This is a genomic window from Enterobacter sp. UPMP701 (assembly GCF_053709515.1).
Window position 1 is genome coordinate 1 of sequence record NZ_JBSKJN010000005.1, and the last position, 19,431, is coordinate 19,431.

Sequence of the window (19,431 nt, forward strand, 5' to 3'; positions counted from 1 at the left end):
GCGGGTTTTTTATTTACGGCATCAACGGTTACTCGTTGTCGGAACCGCCCAGACCTGCGTTCAGCAGTTCTGCCAGGCTCGCGGATGCATCTTCAGCAGTAACCTGCGGTGCAGCTGGCAGTTCGCCCGCTGCGCGACGACGCATACGATCCTGGTGGTACGCATAACCGGTACCGGCCGGGATCAGACGACCCACGATGACGTTCTCTTTCAGACCGCGCAGTTCATCACGTTTACCTGCAACAGCGGCTTCAGTCAGGACACGCGTGGTTTCCTGGAACGATGCTGCAGAGATGAAGGACTCGGTTGCCAGAGACGCTTTGGTGATACCCAGCAGATCGCGCGCGAAGGTCGCACCGATTTTGCCATTCGCTTCCAGATCGCGGTTAGCGATCTTAACGCGTGAGTATTCAACCTGCTCGCCTTCCAGGAAGTCGGAGCTGCCCGCGTTTTCGATGGTTGCTTTACGCAGCATCTGACGAACGATAACTTCGATGTGCTTATCGTTAATCTTAACGCCCTGCAGACGGTATACGTCCTGTACTTCGTTAACAATGTAACGAGTAACAGCATGCACACCACGCAGACGCAGGATGTCGTGCGGCGCTTCTGGACCGTCGGAAACCACGTCACCACGTTCTACACGTTCACCTTCGAACACGTTGAGCTGACGCCACTTAGGAATCATCTCTTCGTATGGCTCGCTGCCATCTACTGGAGTGATAACCAGACGGCGCTTACCTTTGGTCTCTTTACCGAAGGAGATGATACCGCTGATTTCAGCCAGGATTGCAGGCTCTTTCGGACGACGTGCTTCGAACAGGTCCGCAACGCGTGGCAGACCACCGGTGATGTCCTTGGTACCGCCGGATTCCTGAGGAATACGCGCCAGGGTGTCACCAGAGCTGATCTGTACGCCATCTTCCAGCTGTACAATCGCTTTACCCGGCAGGAAGTACTGCGCAGGCATATCGGTACCTGGGATCAGAACGTCGTTACCCTGAGCATCAACGATTTTCAGTGCAGGACGCAGATCTTTACCACCGGTAGTACGTTCAGCAGAATCCAGAACCACCAGAGAAGACAGACCGGTCAGCTCGTCGGTCTGACGAGTAATGGTCTGGCCGTCAATCATGTCCGTAAAGCGGATGAAACCACTTACTTCGGTGATAACCGGCATGGTATGTGGATCCCAGTTTGCAACGGTTTCACCGCCGGCAACCTGCTCGCCATCACCTTTCGCCATAACCGCACCGTAAGGCACTTTATAGCTCTCTTTGGTACGACCGAATTCGTCGATCAGCTTCAGCTCGGTGTTACGAGAGGTCACAACCAGCTTGCCTGCGGAGTTAACAACAGACTTCGCGTTGCTGAGCTTGATGCTACCTTTGTTTTTCACCTGGATGCTGGATTCAGCAGCCGCACGAGATGCCGCACCACCGATGTGGAACGTACGCATCGTCAGCTGTGTACCCGGCTCACCGATGGACTGTGCCGCGATAACGCCGATGGCTTCACCTTTGTTGATGATGTGGCCACGCGCCAGGTCACGACCGTAGCAGTGCGCACACACACCAAAGTCGGTGTCACAGGATACAACGGAACGCACTTTCACGGAGTCAACAGAGTTTGCTTCCAGCAGGTCACACCACTGTTCGTGCAGCAGCGTATTGCGTGGAACCAGAATGTCTGCGGTGCCCGGCTTCAGAATGTCTTCCGCGGTCACACGACCCAGAACGCGATCGCGCAGTGGCTCTTTAACATCACCACCCTCGATAACCGGGGTCATGGTGATACCTTCAAGGGTGCCACAATCGTCTTCGGTCACAACCAGATCCTGCGCAACGTCAACCAGACGACGCGTCAGATAACCGGAGTTCGCTGTCTTCAGTGCGGTATCCGCCAGACCTTTACGCGCACCGTGCGTGGAGATGAAGTACTGGAGTACGTTCAGACCTTCACGGAAGTTCGCGGTGATTGGCGTTTCGATGATGGAGCCATCTGGCTTCGCCATCAGACCACGCATACCTGCCAGCTGACGAATCTGTGCTGCAGAACCACGCGCACCGGAGTCGGCCATCATATAGATGCTGTTGAAGGAAACCTGCTGCTCTTCAACGCCGTCACGGTTAATCACGGTTTCGGTCTGCAGGTTATCCATCATCGCTTTGGATACACGATCGTTCGCCGCTGCCCAGATATCGATAACTTTGTTGTAGCGTTCGCCCGCGGTTACCAGACCAGACTGGAACTGCTCCTGGATCTCAGCAACTTCGGCTTCCGCTTCAGAGATGATCTCGTGTTTCTTCTCTGGGATGACCATGTCATCGATACCAACAGATGCACCTGAACGCGCTGCATAAGCAAAGCCGGTATACATAGTCTGGTCAGCGAAGATAACGGTCGGCTTCAGACCCAGAATGCGGTAACAGGTGTTCAGCATTTTGGAGATCGCTTTCTTGCCCAGCGCCTGGTTGACGATGGAGAAAGGCAGACCTTTCGGTACGATCATCCACAGAATGGCACGGCCAACGGTCGTGTCTTTCAGGCTGGTTTTCGCAACGAATTCGCCGTTTGCATCTTTTTCGTATTCAGTGATACGCACTTTAACGCGCGCATGCAGAGAGGCCAGGCCAGCGCGATAAATACGCTCAGCTTCTTTAGGGCCAGTCAGCACCATGCCTTCGCCCTTGGCGTTAACACAGTCACGGGTCATGTAGTACAGACCCAATACAACGTCCTGAGATGGAACGATAATTGGTTCACCGTTCGCTGGAGACAGGATGTTGTTGGTAGACATCATCAGCGCACGCGCTTCGAGCTGGGCTTCCAGCGTCAGCGGTACGTGAACAGCCATCTGGTCACCATCGAAGTCGGCGTTATAGGCCGCACAAACCAGCGGGTGCAGCTGGATAGCTTTACCTTCGATCAGGACCGGCTCAAATGCCTGGATACCCAGACGGTGCAGTGTTGGTGCACGGTTCAGCAGTACCGGGTGTTCGCGGATAACTTCGTCCAGGATATCCCAAACGACAGCTTCTTCACGCTCAACCATTTTCTTAGCGGCTTTGATGGTGGTGGCCAGGCCACGCAGCTCCAGCTTGCCGTAGATGAACGGTTTGAACAGCTCCAGTGCCATTTTCTTCGGCAGACCGCACTGATGCAGACGCAGGTATGGACCTACGGTGATTACAGAACGACCGGAGTAGTCAACACGCTTACCGAGCAGGTTCTGACGGAAACGACCCTGCTTACCTTTGATCATGTCGGCCAAAGATTTCAGAGGACGTTTGTTAGAACCGGTGATCGCACGACCACGACGACCGTTATCCAGCAGGGCATCTACCGCTTCCTGCAGCATACGTTTTTCGTTGCGTACGATGATGTCCGGCGCAGCCAGATCCAGCAGACGTTTCAGACGGTTGTTACGGTTGATCACGCGACGATACAGATCGTTCAGATCGGACGTTGCGAAACGACCACCATCCAGTGGAACCAGCGGACGCAGATCTGGCGGCAGAACCGGCAGAACGGTCAGGATCATCCACTCTGGCTTGTTACCAGACTGAACGAACGCTTCCAGCAGTTTGATACGCTTGGTCAGCTTTTTACGCTTGGTTTCGGAGTTGGTTTCGTTCAGCTCTTCACGCAGCTGCTCGCACTCTTGCTCCAGATCCATGCTCTTCAGCAGGGCCTGAATAGCTTCCGCACCCATCTTCGCGTCGAATTCGTCACCGAACTCTTCCAGCGCGTCCAGATACTGCTCTTCAGTCAGGATCTGGTGACGTTCCAGGTTCGTCATCCCGCCTTCGATAACCACATAAGATTCGAAGTACAGTACACGTTCGATATCGCGCAGCGGCATATCCAGCAGCAGACCGATACGGGACGGCAGAGATTTCAGGAACCAGATGTGAGCAGTTGGGGACGCCAGCTCGATGTGGCCCATACGCTCACGGCGTACTTTGGTCTGGGTCACTTCAACGCCGCACTTCTCACAGATCACACCGCGGTGTTTCAGGCGCTTGTACTTACCGCACAGGCACTCGTAGTCTTTTACTGGCCCGAAAATACGCGCACAGAAAAGGCCGTCACGCTCAGGTTTGAACGTACGGTAGTTGATGGTTTCCGGCTTTTTAACTTCACCAAAAGACCATGAACGGATCATGTCTGGCGAAGCCAGAGCAATTTTGATCGCATCAAACTCTTCGGTTTTAGTCTGCGCTTTCAGAAACTTTAATAAATCTTTCACGGATTTGCTCCCGTCGGAGTTAGCACAATCCGGTGTCGGGGGTTAACCCGACACCAGTGACCTGTTTGAGCGAGAATTACTCGTCTTCCAGTTCGATGTTGATACCCAGCGAACGAATCTCTTTCAACAGTACGTTGAAGGATTCTGGCATGCCCGGTTCCATCTGATGGTTGCCGTCCACGATGTTCTTATACATCTTGGTACGACCGTTCACGTCATCAGACTTAACGGTGAGCATTTCCTGCAGGGTGTATGCTGCGCCGTATGCTTCCAGCGCCCACACTTCCATCTCCCCGAAGCGCTGACCACCGAACTGAGCCTTACCACCCAGCGGCTGCTGAGTAACCAGGCTGTAAGAACCGGTAGAACGAGCGTGCATCTTGTCGTCGACCAGGTGGTTCAGTTTCAGCATGTACATGTAACCTACAGTTACCGGACGCTCAAACTGTTCACCGGTACGGCCGTCAAACAGCGTAATCTGACCAGACGTTGGCAGACCACCCAGTTGCAGCAGCTCTTTGATTTCAGCTTCTTTTGCACCGTCGAATACCGGCGTTGCGATTGGCATACCTTTGCGCAGGTTCTCTGCCAGACGCAGCACTTCTTCATCGCTGAAGGTGTTCAGGTCGACTTTCTGACGAACATCGGTACCCAGATCGTAGGCACGCTGGATGAATTCGCGCAGTTTCGCGACTTCCTGCTGCTGTTTCAGCATGGCGTTGATCTTGTCGCCGATACCTTTCGCAGCCATACCCAGGTGGGTTTCCAGAATCTGACCGATGTTCATACGAGACGGTACGCCCAGTGGGTTCAGTACGATATCTACCGGTGTACCGTTAGCATCGTGCGGCATATCTTCGATCGGGTTGATCTTAGAGATAACACCCTTGTTACCGTGACGACCTGCCATCTTATCACCAGGCTGGATCTGACGTTTAACAGCCAGATACACCTTAACAATCTTCAGCACGCCTGGTGCCAGATCGTCGCCCTGAGTGATTTTGCGGCGTTTCGCTTCGAGTTTTTTCTCGAACTCGTGTTTCAGTTCGTCATACTGCTCAGCCAGCTGTTCCAGCTGATTTTGTTTCTCTTCGTCGGTCAGGCCGAGTTCCAGCCAGCGATCGCGTGGCAGTTTGTCGAGCTTCTCAGCTTCAACGCCACCGGCAACCAGCACCGCATAGATACGGCTGAACAGACCTGCTTCGAGGATCTGCAGTTCTTCAGACAGGTCTTTCTTCGCCTGTTTGAGCTGCATCTCTTCGATTTCCAGCGCACGCTTATCTTTCTCAACGCCGTCACGAGTGAAGACCTGAACGTCGATAACCGTACCGGAAACACCGTTTGGTACGCGCAGAGAAGAGTCTTTAACGTCAGACGCTTTCTCACCGAAGATTGCACGCAGCAGTTTCTCTTCTGGCGTCAGCTGGGTTTCACCTTTCGGCGTTACCTTACCAACCAGAATGTCGCCGCCGGTCACTTCCGCACCGATGTAAACAATACCGGATTCATCCAGCTTGGAGAGCGCAGCTTCACCCACGTTAGGGATGTCGGCAGTGATCTCTTCTGGCCCCAGCTTGGTGTCACGGGACACACAGGCCAGTTCCTGAATGTGGATGGTGGTGAAACGATCTTCCTGAACCACACGCTCGGAGACGAGGATGGAGTCTTCGAAGTTGTAACCGTTCCACGGCATGAACGCTACGCGCATGTTCTGACCGAGCGCCAGTTCACCGAGGTCGGTGGACGGACCGTCTGCCAGCACGTCGCCGCGCTCAACTGGCTCACCCAGAGATACGCAAGGCATCTGGTTGATACAGGTGTTCTGGTTAGAACGGGTGTATTTGGTCAGGTTGTAGATGTCGATACCCGCTTCGCCCGGATACATCTCGTCTTCGTTAACTTTGATAACGATACGGGATGCGTCGACGTACTGAACGGTACCGCCACGCTTAGCAACTGCAGTAACACCGGAGTCAACGGCAACAGCACGTTCCATACCGGTACCAACCAGCGGCTTATCAGCGCGCAGAGTTGGAACGGCCTGACGTTGCATGTTCGCACCCATCAATGCACGGTTGGCGTCATCGTGTTCCAGGAACGGGATCAGGGACGCACCGACGGATACCACCTGCTGGGTGGATACGTCCATGTAGTCAACCTGGTCGCGGCTGAACAAGCTGGATTCGCCTTTGCTACGGCAGGTAACCAGATCTTCTACAAAGTGGCCTTCGTCATCCAGGTTGGAGTTCGCCTGAGCGATAACGTAGTTGCCTTCTTCGATAGCAGACAGGTAGTGAATTTCGTCAGTAACCACACCGTCGGTCACTTTACGATACGGGGTCTCGAGGAAACCGTATTCGTTCGTCTGTGCATACACGGACAGGGAGTTGATCAGACCGATGTTTGGACCTTCAGGCGTTTCGATTGGACACACGCGACCGTAGTGAGTCGGGTGTACGTCTCGAACTTCAAAGCCTGCACGTTCACGGGTCAAACCGCCTGGGCCGAGTGCAGAGATACGACGTTTGTGCGTAATCTCAGACAGCGGGTTGTTCTGGTCCATGAACTGAGACAGCTGGCTGGAACCGAAGAACTCTTTCACTGCTGCAGAAATCGGCTTGGCGTTGATCATATCCTGAGGCATCAGGGTATCCAGATCGCCCAGAGAAAGACGCTCTTTCACCGCACGCTCTACACGTACCAGGCCAACGCGGAACTGGTTTTCCGCCATTTCGCCTACGGAACGGATACGACGGTTGCCGAGGTGGTCGATATCGTCCACTTCGCCTTTGCCGTTACGGATATCGATGAGCTTCTTCATCACTTCAATGATGTCGTCTTTGCTCAGGATACCGGAACCTTCGATTTCGTCGCGCAGCAGAGAACGGTTGAACTTCATACGACCTACCGCAGACAAGTCATAGCGGTCTTCGGAGAAGAACAGGTTCTCAAACAGGCTTTCAGCCGCTTCACGAGTCGGCGGCTCACCAGGACGCATCATGCGGTAGATTTCTACCAGCGCGCTCAGACGATCGTTGGTTGGGTCGACGCGTACAGTCTCAGAGATGTACGGACCGTGGTCCAGATCGTTGGTGAACAGCGTCTCGATACGTTTGTGGCCAGCCTGGCTCAGCTTAGCCAGCAGATCCAGGCTCAGCTCCATGTTAGCCGGGCAGATCAGCTCGCCAGTTGATTCATCAACGTAATCTTTCGCGGCTACTTTTCCTGCAATGTATTCAACTGGAACTTCGATGTGTTTGATATCATCTTTTTCCAGCTGACGGATGTGGCGCGCGGTGATTCGGCGACCTTTTTCCACATACACTTTGCCGTCGGCTTCGATGTCGAACGACGCGGTCTCACCACGCAGACGTTCCGGCACCAGCTCCATCTGCAGCTTGTTGTCGCGGATTTCAAAGATCACTTTCTCAAAGAACAGGTCCAGGATCTGCTCAGTGGTATAGTTCAGTGCACGCAGAATGATGGTTGCAGGCAGTTTACGACGACGGTCGATACGGACAAACAGGTTGTCTTTCGGATCGAACTCGAAGTCCAGCCATGAACCACGGTAAGGAATGATGCGTGCGTTATACAGTACTTTACCGGAAGAGTGCGTTTTACCTTTATCGCTGTCGAAGAAGACGCCCGGGCTACGATGCAGCTGGGAAACGATAACACGCTCAGTACCGTTAATTACGAAAGTACCGTTGTCTGTCATGAGTGGAATTTCACCCATGTAGACTTCTTGTTCTTTAATGTCTTTTACGGTGCCTTCCGGCGCTTCGCGCTCGTAGATCACCAGACGCAGTTTTACGCGCAGCGGTGCGGAATAGGTCACGCCACGGATCTGACATTCCTGAACGTCAAACACCGGTTCGCCAAGGCGGTAGCTGACGTACTGCAGCTCGGAGTTACCGCTGTAGCTCTGAATCGGGAACACGGAGCGGAAGGCTGCTTCCAGACCGTACTGCCCTTCAGGATCTTGCTCGATAAACTTCTGGAACGAGTCAAGCTGGATAGAAAGGAGATATGGAATGTCCAGAACTTGTGGACGTTTACCAAAATCCTTACGAATACGTTTTTTCTCGGTATAGGAGTAAACCATAGGGTTCCTCAGCTCGCTGACAAGTCGACCCATCTGTCCGACGAAGGGACAGTTTGTGCAACACCATTTTGTGGACCGGAAAATTGAATACTTTCCGCAATACCTGTTGCTATCACGCTTAAATCATTTCGTCGCGATTTACACAGAGCGAGCACCCTGTCGCAATATATTAAGTCGTCGATAGAAACATGCATTGTCAGGACAATCAGCAGTCAAACAGTGTGAAATGCTACTGATGCCTTACAGCGCAAAAAGGCTGGTGACTAAAAAGTCACCAGCCATCAGCCTAATGACTTAGGCTGCAACCAGAAAAGTTGGCTTATTTAACTTCAACTTCAGCGCCAGCTTCTTCCAGAGATTTTTTCAGTGCTTCTGCGTCGTCTTTGCTCACGCCTTCTTTCAGCGCAGCTGGAGCAGATTCTACCAGGTCTTTAGCTTCTTTCAGACCCAGGCCAGTTGCGCCACGTACTGCTTTGATAACAGCAACTTTGTTCGCGCCAGCAGCTTTCAGAATTACGTCGAATTCAGTTTTTTCTTCAGCAGCTTCAGCCGGGCCCGCAGCTACAGCTACAGCAGCAGCAGCAGAAACACCGAATTTTTCTTCCATTGCAGAAACCAGCTCTACAACGTCCATTACGGACATAGCTGCTACTGCTTCAATGATTTGATCTTTAGTGATAGACATTTAAATTGTTCCTGAAAATCAGAATAAGTTTATACGTAAGCAAATGCTTTATAAAGATAACTGCGATTAAGCAGCTTCTTTCGCATCGCGTACAGCAGCCAGAGTGCGAACCAGTTTGCCAGCCGCAGCTTCTTTCATGGTTGCCATCAGGCGTGCAATTGCTTCTTCGTAGGTCGGCAGGGTTGCCAGGCGATCGATTTGCGATGCCGGGATCAACTCACCTTCAAAGGCTGCAGCTTTGACCTCAAATTTTGCATTCGCTTTCGCGAACTCTTTGAACAGACGAGCAGCAGCGCCCGGGTGTTCCATAGAGTATGCAATCAGGGTCGGACCAACAAACGTGTCTTTCAGGCACTCGAACTGAGTACCTTCAACTACGCGACGCAGCAGGGTGTTACGAACAACACGCATGTATACGCCAGCTTCACGACCTGCTTTACGCAGTTCAGTCATTTTGTCTACAGTAACGCCACGGGAATCCGCAACTACTGCAGACAGCGCGCCTTTGGCTACTTCGCTGACTTCAGCAACAATCGCTTGTTTGTCTTGAAGATTTAAAGCCATTAGCTTTGCTCCTGGATGTTTGCCGGAACTCATGTTCCGGAACTCACTTCACTCAACCCAACGGGAAGAGCGTCTTAATACGGTGAGCAGAAACAAGCCAGAGTATCCAAAAATAATCTTAGCGTTCTGTCACCGTCTACGCAGGGGATTAAGTCTCTTGCGAAACACCTGCGGTCTTCGACGGAGGCCTGGATTAGGCCAGGCTCCAACGAACAAATCTTTTAGCCGCTAACTTTCGTTAGCAAACGTGGGGGTAAGATTGTAGACAAAATCACCGCCCACGTAAAGGCATTAGTTTGCAGCAGCGCTCAGGCCAGCCTGGTCAACTGCAACACCTGCACCCATGGTGGTGGAGATGCTAACTTTCTTGATGTACACGCCTTTCGCCTGAGTTGGTTTTGCTTTTTTCAGCGCAACCAGCAGAGCTTCCAGGTTTTCTTTCAGTTTGTCAGCGTCAAAGTCCACTTTACCGATGGTGGTGTGGATGATGCCGTTTTTGTCGTTACGATAACGAACCTGACCTGCTTTAGCGTTCTTAACCGCTTCAGCAACGTTAGGGGTTACAGTACCCACTTTCGGGTTTGGCATCAGGCCGCGTGGACCCAGAACCTGGCCCAGCTGGCCAACAACGCGCATTGCATCTGGAGAAGCAATAACAACGTCAAAGTTCATTTCGCCTTTCTTGATCTGATCAGCCAGATCTTCCATACCTACCAGTTCAGCGCCGGCAGCTTTAGCAGCTTCAGCGTTTGCACCCTGAGCAAATACAGCTACGCGAACGGAACGGCCAGTACCGTGTGGCAGTACAGTTGCGCCACGAACGTTCTGATCGGATTTACGAGCGTCGATGCCCAGGTTAACAGCAACGTCAACGCTTTCAACGAACTTAGCCGTTGCCAGTTCTTTCAGCAGAGCGATAGCTTCGTTGATGTCGTACTGTTTGGTCGCATCAACTTTGTCACGGATCACGGACATGCGCTTGGTCAGTTTAGCCATTTCTTAGTCCTCCACTACCAGGCCCATGGAACGTGCAGTACCTTCGATTGAGCGAGTCATCGCTTCAATGTCGGCACCAGTCATGTCGGCAGCTTTGGTCTGCGCGATTTCCTGCAACTGAGCGCGGGAAATTTTACCCACTTTGTCTTTGTTCGGTTTACCGGAACCAGACTTGATACCAGCCGCTTTCTTCAGCAGAACTGCTGCTGGAGGGGTTTTGGTAACGAAAGTGAAAGAACGGTCAGCGTAAACAGTGATTACGACTGGGATTGGCAGACCTTTTTCCAGGGATTCAGTTTTTGCGTTGAACGCTTTACAGAATTCCATGATGTTCACACCCTGCTGACCCAGAGCTGGACCAACTGGTGGACTTGGGTTCGCCATACCAGCTGCAACCTGCAGCTTGACGTAGGCTTGTACTTTCTTAGCCATTCTAAAATCCTCTGATTGGGTAATAGCGCCTCAGGGAGGCTCCCCGTGAATAAAATTCGTTTTACGGGCCGTAACCCATAAAAACAAAAGGCGCGAAATTGTATTCCAATCTCGCGCCTTGTGCAACGATTAAATCGTCGCTTTTTTGATCGCTGCTTAGGCTTTTTCGACCTGGGCAAAGTCCAGTTCTACCGGGGTCGCACGACCGAAGATAGAAACAGAAACTTTCAGGCGGGACTTCTCGTAGTCCACTTCTTCAACCACGCCATTAAAGTCAGCAAACGGACCGTCATTAACACGAACCATTTCACCCGGTTCAAACAGCGTTTTCGGACGCGGCTTATCACCCACCTGCTGCAGGCGGTTCATAATCGCATCAACTTCTTTGTCGCTGATTGGCGCCGGACGGTCAGACGTGCCGCCGATAAAGCCCATCACGCGCGGTACGCTGCGCACCAGGTGCCAGCTCGCGTCGTTCATAACCATCTGAACCAGCACGTAACCCGGGAAGAATTTGCGCTCGCTTTTGCGACGCTGGCCGCCACGGATCTCAACCACTTCTTCGGTCGGAACCATAACTTCGCCAAACAACTCTTCCATGTTGTGTAATTTGATATGCTCACGCAGCGACGTTGCTACGCGGCCTTCAAAACCGGAAAACGCCTGAACGACGTACCAGCGCTTTTTAGGGGCTTCAGACATCTCAGAACCTCAGGCCAGTGATAAAGGATACCAGGCGAACCAGAATACCATCCAGTCCCCACAGGATCAGTGACATTACAGCGGTAACCGCCGCTACGATCAGCGTGGTGTGCAATGTTTCCTGGCGAGTCGGCCAAATTACCTTGCGGACTTCGGTACGCGCTTCGCGGGCAAAAGCGACAGTCGCTTTGCCTTTCGTCGTCAACAGCGCGACACCACCCGCTGCAGCAATCAGAATTACCACTGCAAGCGCGCGTAGCGGCAGCATAATGTCACGATAAAGGTAGTTGCCGACAATCGCTACGATCAGCAGAACGGCTACTACTACCCATTTCATCGCTTCCAGGCCGCGCCCGCTCCCTTGAGCTTCGGTATTCGCACTCATAAACCAACCTGTCAGAAGTATTCTACAAACATTTTCACCCCGCGATCGCGAGGCAAACCAAATCGAAATGCTAATTCGCTTTTCGAATTATACGCTCTCTGCAGAGCCTGTCTCAGCAATGATTATGACAAAAATAATCACTGATGAGCCAGGTTCTGGCGTGAAAGCGTGCAAAAAGGGCATCAAATGATGCCCTTTTATTGCGCATTGCGTCAAATGTTATCAGCAATTAGCCGAGAACTTTAGCAACCACGCCCGCGCCAACGGTACGGCCGCCTTCACGGATTGCGAAACGCAGACCGTCGTCCATCGCGATTGGGTGGATCAGAGTCACAACCATCTTGATGTTGTCGCCTGGCATTACCATCTCTACGCCTTCTGGCAGTTCGATGGTACCGGTCACGTCAGTTGTACGGAAGTAGAACTGTGGACGGTAGCCTTTGAAGAACGGAGTATGACGGCCGCCTTCGTCTTTGGACAGGATATAAACTTCAGATTCGAACTTGGTGTGTGGCTTGATTGAGCCTGGCTTCGCCAGAACCTGACCACGTTCGATTTCTTCACGTTTGATACCACGCAGCAGAACACCAACGTTCTCACCAGCACGGCCTTCGTCCAGCAGTTTGCGGAACATTTCAACGCCAGTACAGGTAGACTTCGCAGTCTCTTTGATACCAACGATTTCAACTTCTTCACCCACTTTGATGATACCGCGCTCTACACGACCGGTAACAACGGTACCACGACCGGAGATGGAGAATACGTCTTCGATTGGCAGCAGGAATGGCTTGTCAATCGCACGCTCTGGTTCTGGGATGTAAGAATCCAGGAAGCCAGCCAGTTCGATGATTTTCGCTTCCCACTCAGCGTCGCCTTCCAGCGCTTTCAGCGCGGAACCACGAACGATAGGGGTGTCGTCGCCCGGGAAATCGTACTGAGACAGCAGTTCACGAACTTCCATCTCTACCAGTTCCAGCAGCTCTTCGTCATCAACCATGTCGCACTTGTTCAGGAACACGATGATGAAAGGAACGCCTACCTGACGACCCAGCAGGATGTGCTCACGAGTCTGCGGCATTGGGCCGTCAGTCGCAGCAACAACCAGGATCGCGCCGTCCATCTGCGCAGCACCGGTGATCATGTTTTTAACATAGTCGGCGTGGCCTGGGCAGTCTACGTGCGCGTAGTGGCGAGTCGGGGTATCGTACTCAACGTGAGAGGTGTTGATGGTGATACCACGAGCTTTTTCTTCTGGCGCGTTATCGATCTGGTCGAATGCACGAGCAGAACCACCGTAGGTTTTTGCCAGAACGGTAGTGATTGCAGCGGTCAGCGTTGTTTTACCATGGTCAACGTGGCCGATAGTACCGACGTTAACGTGCGGTTTTGTACGTTCAAACTTTTCTTTAGACATCGATTGTCCCTCTAAGACACGGATAAATCGGTGATATCACCACATCAACCAGGCGAAATGCCTGAATTGTTGAATACAGTAAAATTGAAACAGAGAGAAACGGGAAGGAGAAGTGAAGTGGTGCTGATACCCAGAGTCGAACTGGGGACCTCACCCTTACCAAGGGTGCGCTCTACCAACTGAGCCATATCAGCACGTATTGGAGCGGGCAGCGGGAATCGAACCCGCATCATCAGCTTGGAAGGCTGAGGTAATAGCCATTATACGATGCCCGCATCCTGAAACTCGGCTACCCAGTTCTTTCTGTAACAAAAAAAGAGATTTCTCTCTTTTTCAGTTTGAGCTGGCTAATTTTTCCAACCAGCTCCGGCGGCATTTACGCTGCCAGAAAGTGGTGGTGGGGGAAGGATTCGAACCTTCGAAGTCTGTGACGGCAGATTTACAGTCTGCTCCCTTTGGCCGCTCGGGAACCCCACCGGACTTGATGGTGCCGACTACCGGAATCGAACTGGTGACCTACTGATTACAAGTCAGTTGCTCTACCTACTGAGCTAAGTCGGCATCAAGTAGCGCGCATTCTATGGATACCTGCGCGGTCATGCAACTAAAAATTTGCATAAAACGTTCTTTCGCTCACATTTTATGCGACCGCAGCGCTAAGCGCTGTAAAAGTAGCCATTGCGGGTCAAATAATCAACATACATACGTGATTTACACCGCATACACCGTAGCGTGACGGCTTCCGCGTAACGCAGCGCTTTCCATCTTTTTTCTTATTATTCCCGCCATCTGGTGTTAACCTCCTGCCCATTGTCCAAAATTAACTGTGTGATGAGCCACGTCCCGGCAGCATAGAGCTGGCTCACTGAAGCATGCTTATGAGCAAAAAAGAGCAAACGTTAATGACGCCTTATCTTCACTTTAACCGCAGCCAGTGGGCTGCCCTGCGTGATTCCGTCCCTATGACGCTGACGGAAGGTGAAATCGCACGGTTAAAAGGGATAAACGAAGATCTGTCCCTGGAAGAGGTGGCAGAAATTTATCTCCCCCTCTCTCGCTTGCTTAACTTCTATATCAGCTCCAACCTGCGTCGTCAGGCGGTGCTGGAGCAGTTCCTCGGAACCAATGGCCAGCGTATTCCTTATATCATTAGTATTGCAGGCAGCGTGGCCGTGGGTAAAAGCACCACCGCACGCGTGCTGCAGGCGCTACTGAGCCGCTGGCCGGAACACCGCAGCGTAGAGCTGATCACCACCGACGGCTTCCTGCACCCGAACGAGGTCTTAAAAGAACGCGGGCTGATGAAGAAGAAAGGCTTCCCGCTCTCTTATGATATGCACCGTCTGGTGAAATTCGTATCCGACCTTAAATCCGGTGCCCCAAACGTCACTGCGCCGGTTTACTCGCATCTGATTTACGATCGCATTCCGGATGGGGATAAAACGGTTGTACAACCAGACATCCTGATTCTCGAAGGGTTAAACGTCCTGCAAAGCGGCATGGATTATCCTCATGACCCGCATCATGTATTCGTTTCGGATTTCGTCGATTTCTCTATCTATGTTGATGCGCCGGAAGATCTGCTGCAGAACTGGTATATCAACCGCTTCCTGAAGTTCCGCGAAGGGGCATTCACCGACCCGGACTCCTATTTCCACCACTACGCCCAGCTTTCTGAAGAAGAGGCGATTAATGTGGCGAGGGGATTGTGGAATGAGATCAACTACGTGAACCTCAAAGAGAACATCCTGCCGACGCGCGAGCGCGCGAGCCTGATCCTCACCAAGAGCGAGAAGCACGCCGTCGACCAGATTCGCCTGCGGAAATAGCCTGGCAGACATAAAAAAACCGGCTTAGCGCCGGTTTTTTCGTTATGCGTGTGGCTTCTCGCCATTTTCATCCTGATCGACCGCGAAGCAGGCAACCAGCTGACCACCATAATCCTTCAGCTGCGGCTGCAACTGGGTGCAAGGACCAAAGCGGCGACTGCAACGCGCGTTAAAGGCACACCCCGGTGGCGGATTCAGCGGGCTGGGCAGTTCGCCCGTCAGCTTAATACGCTCGCGACGATCGTCCGGGTTCAGACGCGGCGTCGCAGACAGCAGCGCCTGGGTGTACGGATGACGGGGATTATTAAAGATCTGGTCTTTACTCCCCTTCTCCACGCAGCGCCCCAGATACATCACCATCACTTCATCGGCAATATGCTCCACCACCGACAGGTCGTGGGAGATGAACACGTAAGAGAGCCCCAGCTCCTGCTGAAGGTCCATCATCAGGTTCAGCACCTGCGCACGCACGGAGACGTCGAGCGCAGAGACCGGCTCATCGGCAATCACCACGTCCGGATCGAGCATCAGCCCGCGGGCGATGGCGATACGCTGACGCTGGCCGCCGGAGAACATATGCGGGTAGCGGTCATAATGCTCGGTTTTGAGCCCGACCTTCGCCATCATCGCCAGCGCTTTTTCACGGCGCTGTTCTTTGCTCAGATTGCTGTTAATCAGCAGCGGCTCTTCCAGAATCTGCCCCACTTTTTTACGCGGGTTTAAAGAACCATACGGGTTCTGGAACACAATCTGGATTTTCTGGCGGCGAAGCTTCTGCGCCTGCGGATCGTGCTTGAGCAGATCCTGCCCCTGATAGTAGAGCTCACCGCCGGTCGGCACTTCAATCATCGTCAGCAGACGGCCCAGGGTGGACTTACCGCACCCTGACTCCCCCACCACCGCCAACGTTTTACCGCGTTCGAGGTTAAAAGAGACGCCGTCCAGCGCTTTCACCAGGCGCTCAGGGGCAAACAGCCCCTTCTTCACCGGGTAGTATTTTTTCAGGTCGATGGCCTGCAACAGCGGCTGTTGCGTGGTGGCCTGTTGCGTACTCATAGTGTTGGCCTCCCGGCATCATCGAGTGGGTAGTGGCATTTCGACTGACGACCGTCAGCAAGCTGGTTCAGCTCTGGCTCTTCTGCCCGGCATTTGTCCGTCGCATACGGACAGCGCGGATTGAGCAGACAGCCCTGCGGACGGTCATATTTACCCGGTACCACACCCGGCAGCGACGCCAGACGCGCTTTGTCCTGAGCAAATTCCGGCAGCGCACGCAGCAGAGCCTGCGTATACGGGTGACGCGGCGCGCGGAAGATATCGTGCGAATCCCCGGTCTCGACCACCTGACCCGCATACATCACGATGATTTTATGCGCCGCTTCGGCCACCAGCGCCAGGTCGTGCGTAATCAGCACCAGCGCCATATTCTCTTTCTGCTGCAGCTCCAGCAGCAGCTCGATGATTTGCGCCTGGATGGTCACATCCAGCGCCGTCGTCGGTTCATCCGCAATCAGCAGTTTTGGCCGACAGGCAATCGCCATGGCGATCATCACGCGCTGGCTCATCCCGCCGGAGAGCTGGTGCGGATAAACGTCCAGACGCGATGCCGGGTCAGGAATACCGACCTGGTTCAGCAGGTCGATCGCGCGCTGACGACGGGTTTTCTTGTTACCCCCCTGGTGCACCTTAATCGCTTCCATAATCTGGAAACCGACGGTGTAGCACGGGTTCAGGCTGGTCATCGGGTCCTGGAAAATCATCGCCACTTCCGCGCCCACCAGCTGGCGGCGCTGTTTCTCTGAAATGCGCTTCAGGTCCTGACCGTTGAACTGCAGGTTTTCCGCCATCACGCGGCCCGGATAATCAATCAGCCCCATGATCGCCAGTGAACTCACTGACTTACCGGAACCGGACTCGCCGACAATACCAACCACTTCGCCCTGATTTACGCTGTAGCTGATGCGGTCCACGGCGCGAAACGGGGTGCCTTCGTCACCGAAGTGTACCGATAATTTATCTACATTTAATAACGCCATCTCGTGCCTCTTACTGCTTCAGTTTGGGATCAAGCGCATCACGCAGACCATCACCCATCAGGTTAAATGCCAGCACCGTCAGCAGGATTGCCAGCCCCGGGAAGGTGACAACCCACCAGGCGCTCTGTGCGAACTGCAACACGTCGGAGAGCATGGTGCCCCACTCCGGTGTTGGCGGCTGCGCACCCATGCCCAGGAAGCCAAGAGCGGCCATATCAAGAATGGCGTTAGAGAAGCCGAGCGACGCCTGAACGATCAGCGGCGCAAGGCAGTTAGGGAAGATATTGACGAACATCTGGCGCATCGCACCCGCACCCGCCACGCGAGACGCGGTGACGTAGTCGCGGTTCACTTCCACCAGCACCGCCGCACGGGTTAAACGCACGTAGTGGGGAAGCGCCACGAAGGTCAACGCCAGCGCGGCGTTGCCGATCGACGGGCCGAAGATTGCCACCAGCACCAGGGCCAGCAGCAGGCTTGGCAGCGCCAGCATAATGTCGACAACGCGCATGATGATGTTATCAACGATGCCGCCAAAGTAACCGGCAACCAGGCCGAGGATGATCCCCATAATCAGGGACAGCACCACCACCAGACAGCCAACCAGCAGCGACAGACGCGCGCCGTACATCAAACGCGACAGCACATCGCGGCCCACGTCATCAGTACCTAACAGGTGCGTCAGGCTACCGCCGTCCTGCCACGCAGGAGGTGCCAGCAGCGCATCGCGGAACTGATCCGCCGGGTTATACGGCGCCAGGAAATTCGCAAACACCGCAATCAGAATCATGATGGCGACATAGACCAGCCCCACCACCGCGCCTTTATTGCGCTTGAAGTAGTGCCAGAACTCCTGCAGCGGCGTCATCGGAACCGGTGCAGCAACAACTTTGTTTTCAGAAACCTGTGACATGATGGCCCCTTACTTCTTATGACGAATACGCGGGTTCACCACGCCGTACAGCAAATCGACCAGCAGGTTGACGAGAATAATCATCGTCGCGACCAGCAGTACCCCGCCCTGCACTACCGGATAGTCACGGCGTTGCAGCGCATCAATCAGCCAGCGTCCTAGGCCCGGCCAGGAGAAGATAGTTTCCGTCAGGATCGCCCCCGCCAGCAGCGTACCTACCTGAAGACCGATAACGGTCACCACCGGCAGCATGGCGTTACGCAAAGCGTGAACGATAATGACGCGCATGCGGGTTAACCCTTTTGCGCGCGCGGTACGGATGTAATCTTCACCCAGCACTTCCAGCATGGACGAACGGGTCATACGCACGATCACCGCCAGAGGAATGGTGCCCAGCACCATAGCAGGCAGGATCATGTGCGCGACGGCATCAATGAAGTTGCCCTCTTCGCCCCAGATGGCCGTATCGATCAGCATAAAACCGGTTAACGGATTGGTATCATCAAGGAACACCATATCGCTGACGCGCCCTGAGACCGGCGTCAGGTTCCAATGGACCGAGACCAGCATGATCAACATCATGCCCCACCAGAAGATAGGCATGGAGTAGCCGGTCAGCGCCAGGCCGACGGCGGTGTGGTCGAAAATTGAGCCACGCTTAACGGCAGCCAGTACCCCGACAGGAATACCCACCGCAGTGGCGAAAATCATGGCGCAGACCCCGAGCTCCAGCGTCGCTTTAAAACGCGGCACGAACTCGTCCCACACCGGAAGACGGCTTTTTAACGAAATCCCTAAGTCACCGTGCATCACGCCCCAGATATAGTGGAGGTACTGCTGCCACATCGGCTTATCGAGGCCGAGTTCAGCCAGCAGCTGCGCATGACGTTCAGGGGAGATACCACGCTCGCCCGCCATAATCATTACCGGGTCGCCGGGGATCATATGGACGAAGGCAAAAGTGAGAAGGGTGATACCGATAAACGTCGGGATAACAAGTCCCAGACGTCGGAGGATGAACTGCAACATAACCCGGATTCTCTCTGATGACGCACGCCCAGTGGCATGACGTCTGTATTGCTCACAAATGTAGATTCCCTCTCCCCGTGGGAGAGGGT

Annotated in this window: 14 protein-coding genes and 4 tRNA genes; 1 reads left to right on the forward strand and 17 read right to left on the reverse strand. The window is 53.6% G+C overall.

Annotated elements, in window-relative coordinates; all coding sequences use genetic code 11:
* Positions 1–28: 28 nt before the first annotated feature.
* From rpoC to ACWKXT_RS13095, 13 genes are all read right to left on the reverse strand, one after another.
* Positions 29–4,252, reverse strand: coding sequence for a DNA-directed RNA polymerase subunit beta' (rpoC, locus tag ACWKXT_RS13035; RefSeq protein ID WP_080330432.1), 4,224 nt, complete (start codon positions 4,250–4,252; stop codon positions 29–31).
* Positions 4,253–4,328: 76 nt separating this feature from the next.
* Positions 4,329–8,357, reverse strand: coding sequence for a DNA-directed RNA polymerase subunit beta (gene rpoB / locus ACWKXT_RS13040; RefSeq protein ID WP_008503453.1), 4,029 nt, complete (start codon positions 8,355–8,357; stop codon positions 4,329–4,331).
* A 319-nt stretch (positions 8,358–8,676) separates the two neighbouring features.
* Entirely contained in the window at positions 8,677–9,042 is a 366-nt protein-coding gene (gene rplL, locus ACWKXT_RS13045) for a 50S ribosomal protein L7/L12 (RefSeq protein WP_002445276.1), read from the reverse strand.
* 66 nt (positions 9,043–9,108) lie between these two features.
* Positions 9,109–9,606 carry a 50S ribosomal protein L10 gene (rplJ, locus tag ACWKXT_RS13050; RefSeq protein ID WP_003862338.1) on the reverse strand — a complete coding sequence of 166 codons (498 nt, stop codon included), beginning with the start codon at positions 9,604–9,606 and terminating at the stop codon, positions 9,109–9,111.
* A 291-nt stretch (positions 9,607–9,897) separates the two neighbouring features.
* Positions 9,898–10,602 (reverse strand): 50S ribosomal protein L1, encoded by a 705-nt coding sequence (gene rplA / locus ACWKXT_RS13055; protein ID WP_006810530.1) that lies wholly within the window; start codon positions 10,600–10,602, stop codon positions 9,898–9,900.
* A gap of 3 nt (positions 10,603–10,605) precedes the next feature.
* Positions 10,606–11,034: a 50S ribosomal protein L11 gene (gene rplK / locus ACWKXT_RS13060; RefSeq protein WP_008503452.1), complete on the reverse strand. Its 429-nt coding sequence runs from the start codon at positions 11,032–11,034 to the stop codon at positions 10,606–10,608.
* Positions 11,035–11,190: 156 nt separating this feature from the next.
* Positions 11,191–11,736: a transcription termination/antitermination protein NusG gene (gene nusG, locus ACWKXT_RS13065; RefSeq protein ID WP_003862341.1), complete on the reverse strand. Its 546-nt coding sequence runs from the start codon at positions 11,734–11,736 to the stop codon at positions 11,191–11,193.
* Between the two features lies 1 nt (position 11,737).
* Complete coding sequence (gene secE / locus ACWKXT_RS13070) at positions 11,738–12,121, reverse strand: preprotein translocase subunit SecE (protein WP_013094999.1); 384 nt, start codon at positions 12,119–12,121, stop codon at positions 11,738–11,740.
* Positions 12,122–12,350: 229 nt separating this feature from the next.
* Positions 12,351–13,535: an elongation factor Tu gene (gene tuf / locus ACWKXT_RS13075; protein ID WP_023309456.1), complete on the reverse strand. Its 1,185-nt coding sequence runs from the start codon at positions 13,533–13,535 to the stop codon at positions 12,351–12,353.
* 118 nt (positions 13,536–13,653) lie between these two features.
* Positions 13,654–13,729: transfer RNA gene (locus tag ACWKXT_RS13080), tRNA-Thr, on the reverse strand.
* Positions 13,730–13,735: 6 nt separating this feature from the next.
* Positions 13,736–13,810: transfer RNA gene (locus tag ACWKXT_RS13085), tRNA-Gly, on the reverse strand.
* Positions 13,811–13,927: 117 nt separating this feature from the next.
* Positions 13,928–14,012, reverse strand: a tRNA-Tyr gene (locus tag ACWKXT_RS13090).
* Between the two features lie 8 nt (positions 14,013–14,020).
* Positions 14,021–14,096 (reverse strand) — tRNA-Thr (locus ACWKXT_RS13095).
* Positions 14,097–14,413: 317 nt separating this feature from the next.
* Here ACWKXT_RS13095 and coaA point away from each other — a divergent pair.
* Positions 14,414–15,364, forward strand: coding sequence for a type I pantothenate kinase (coaA, locus tag ACWKXT_RS13100; RefSeq protein ID WP_454532605.1), 951 nt, complete (start codon positions 14,414–14,416; stop codon positions 15,362–15,364).
* Between the two features lie 42 nt (positions 15,365–15,406).
* Here coaA and dppF read toward each other — a convergent pair whose 3' ends face one another.
* The 4 genes from dppF to dppB are packed head-to-tail and all read right to left on the reverse strand — an operon-like array spanning position 15,407 to position 19,342.
* Positions 15,407–16,420 carry a dipeptide ABC transporter ATP-binding subunit DppF gene (dppF, locus tag ACWKXT_RS13105; protein WP_134348423.1) on the reverse strand — a complete coding sequence of 338 codons (1,014 nt, stop codon included), beginning with the start codon at positions 16,418–16,420 and terminating at the stop codon, positions 15,407–15,409.
* Positions 16,417–17,400, reverse strand: a complete 984-nt coding sequence (dppD, locus tag ACWKXT_RS13110) for a dipeptide ABC transporter ATP-binding protein (RefSeq protein WP_080329900.1) — start codon at positions 17,398–17,400, stop codon at positions 16,417–16,419. The genes dppF and dppD overlap by 4 nt, the downstream gene beginning before the upstream one ends.
* A gap of 10 nt (positions 17,401–17,410) precedes the next feature.
* Positions 17,411–18,313: a dipeptide ABC transporter permease DppC gene (dppC, locus tag ACWKXT_RS13115; protein ID WP_454532606.1), complete on the reverse strand. Its 903-nt coding sequence runs from the start codon at positions 18,311–18,313 to the stop codon at positions 17,411–17,413.
* Between the two features lie 9 nt (positions 18,314–18,322).
* Positions 18,323–19,342 carry a dipeptide ABC transporter permease DppB gene (dppB, locus tag ACWKXT_RS13120; RefSeq protein WP_454528266.1) on the reverse strand — a complete coding sequence of 340 codons (1,020 nt, stop codon included), beginning with the start codon at positions 19,340–19,342 and terminating at the stop codon, positions 18,323–18,325.
* Positions 19,343–19,431: the final 89 nt, after the last annotated feature.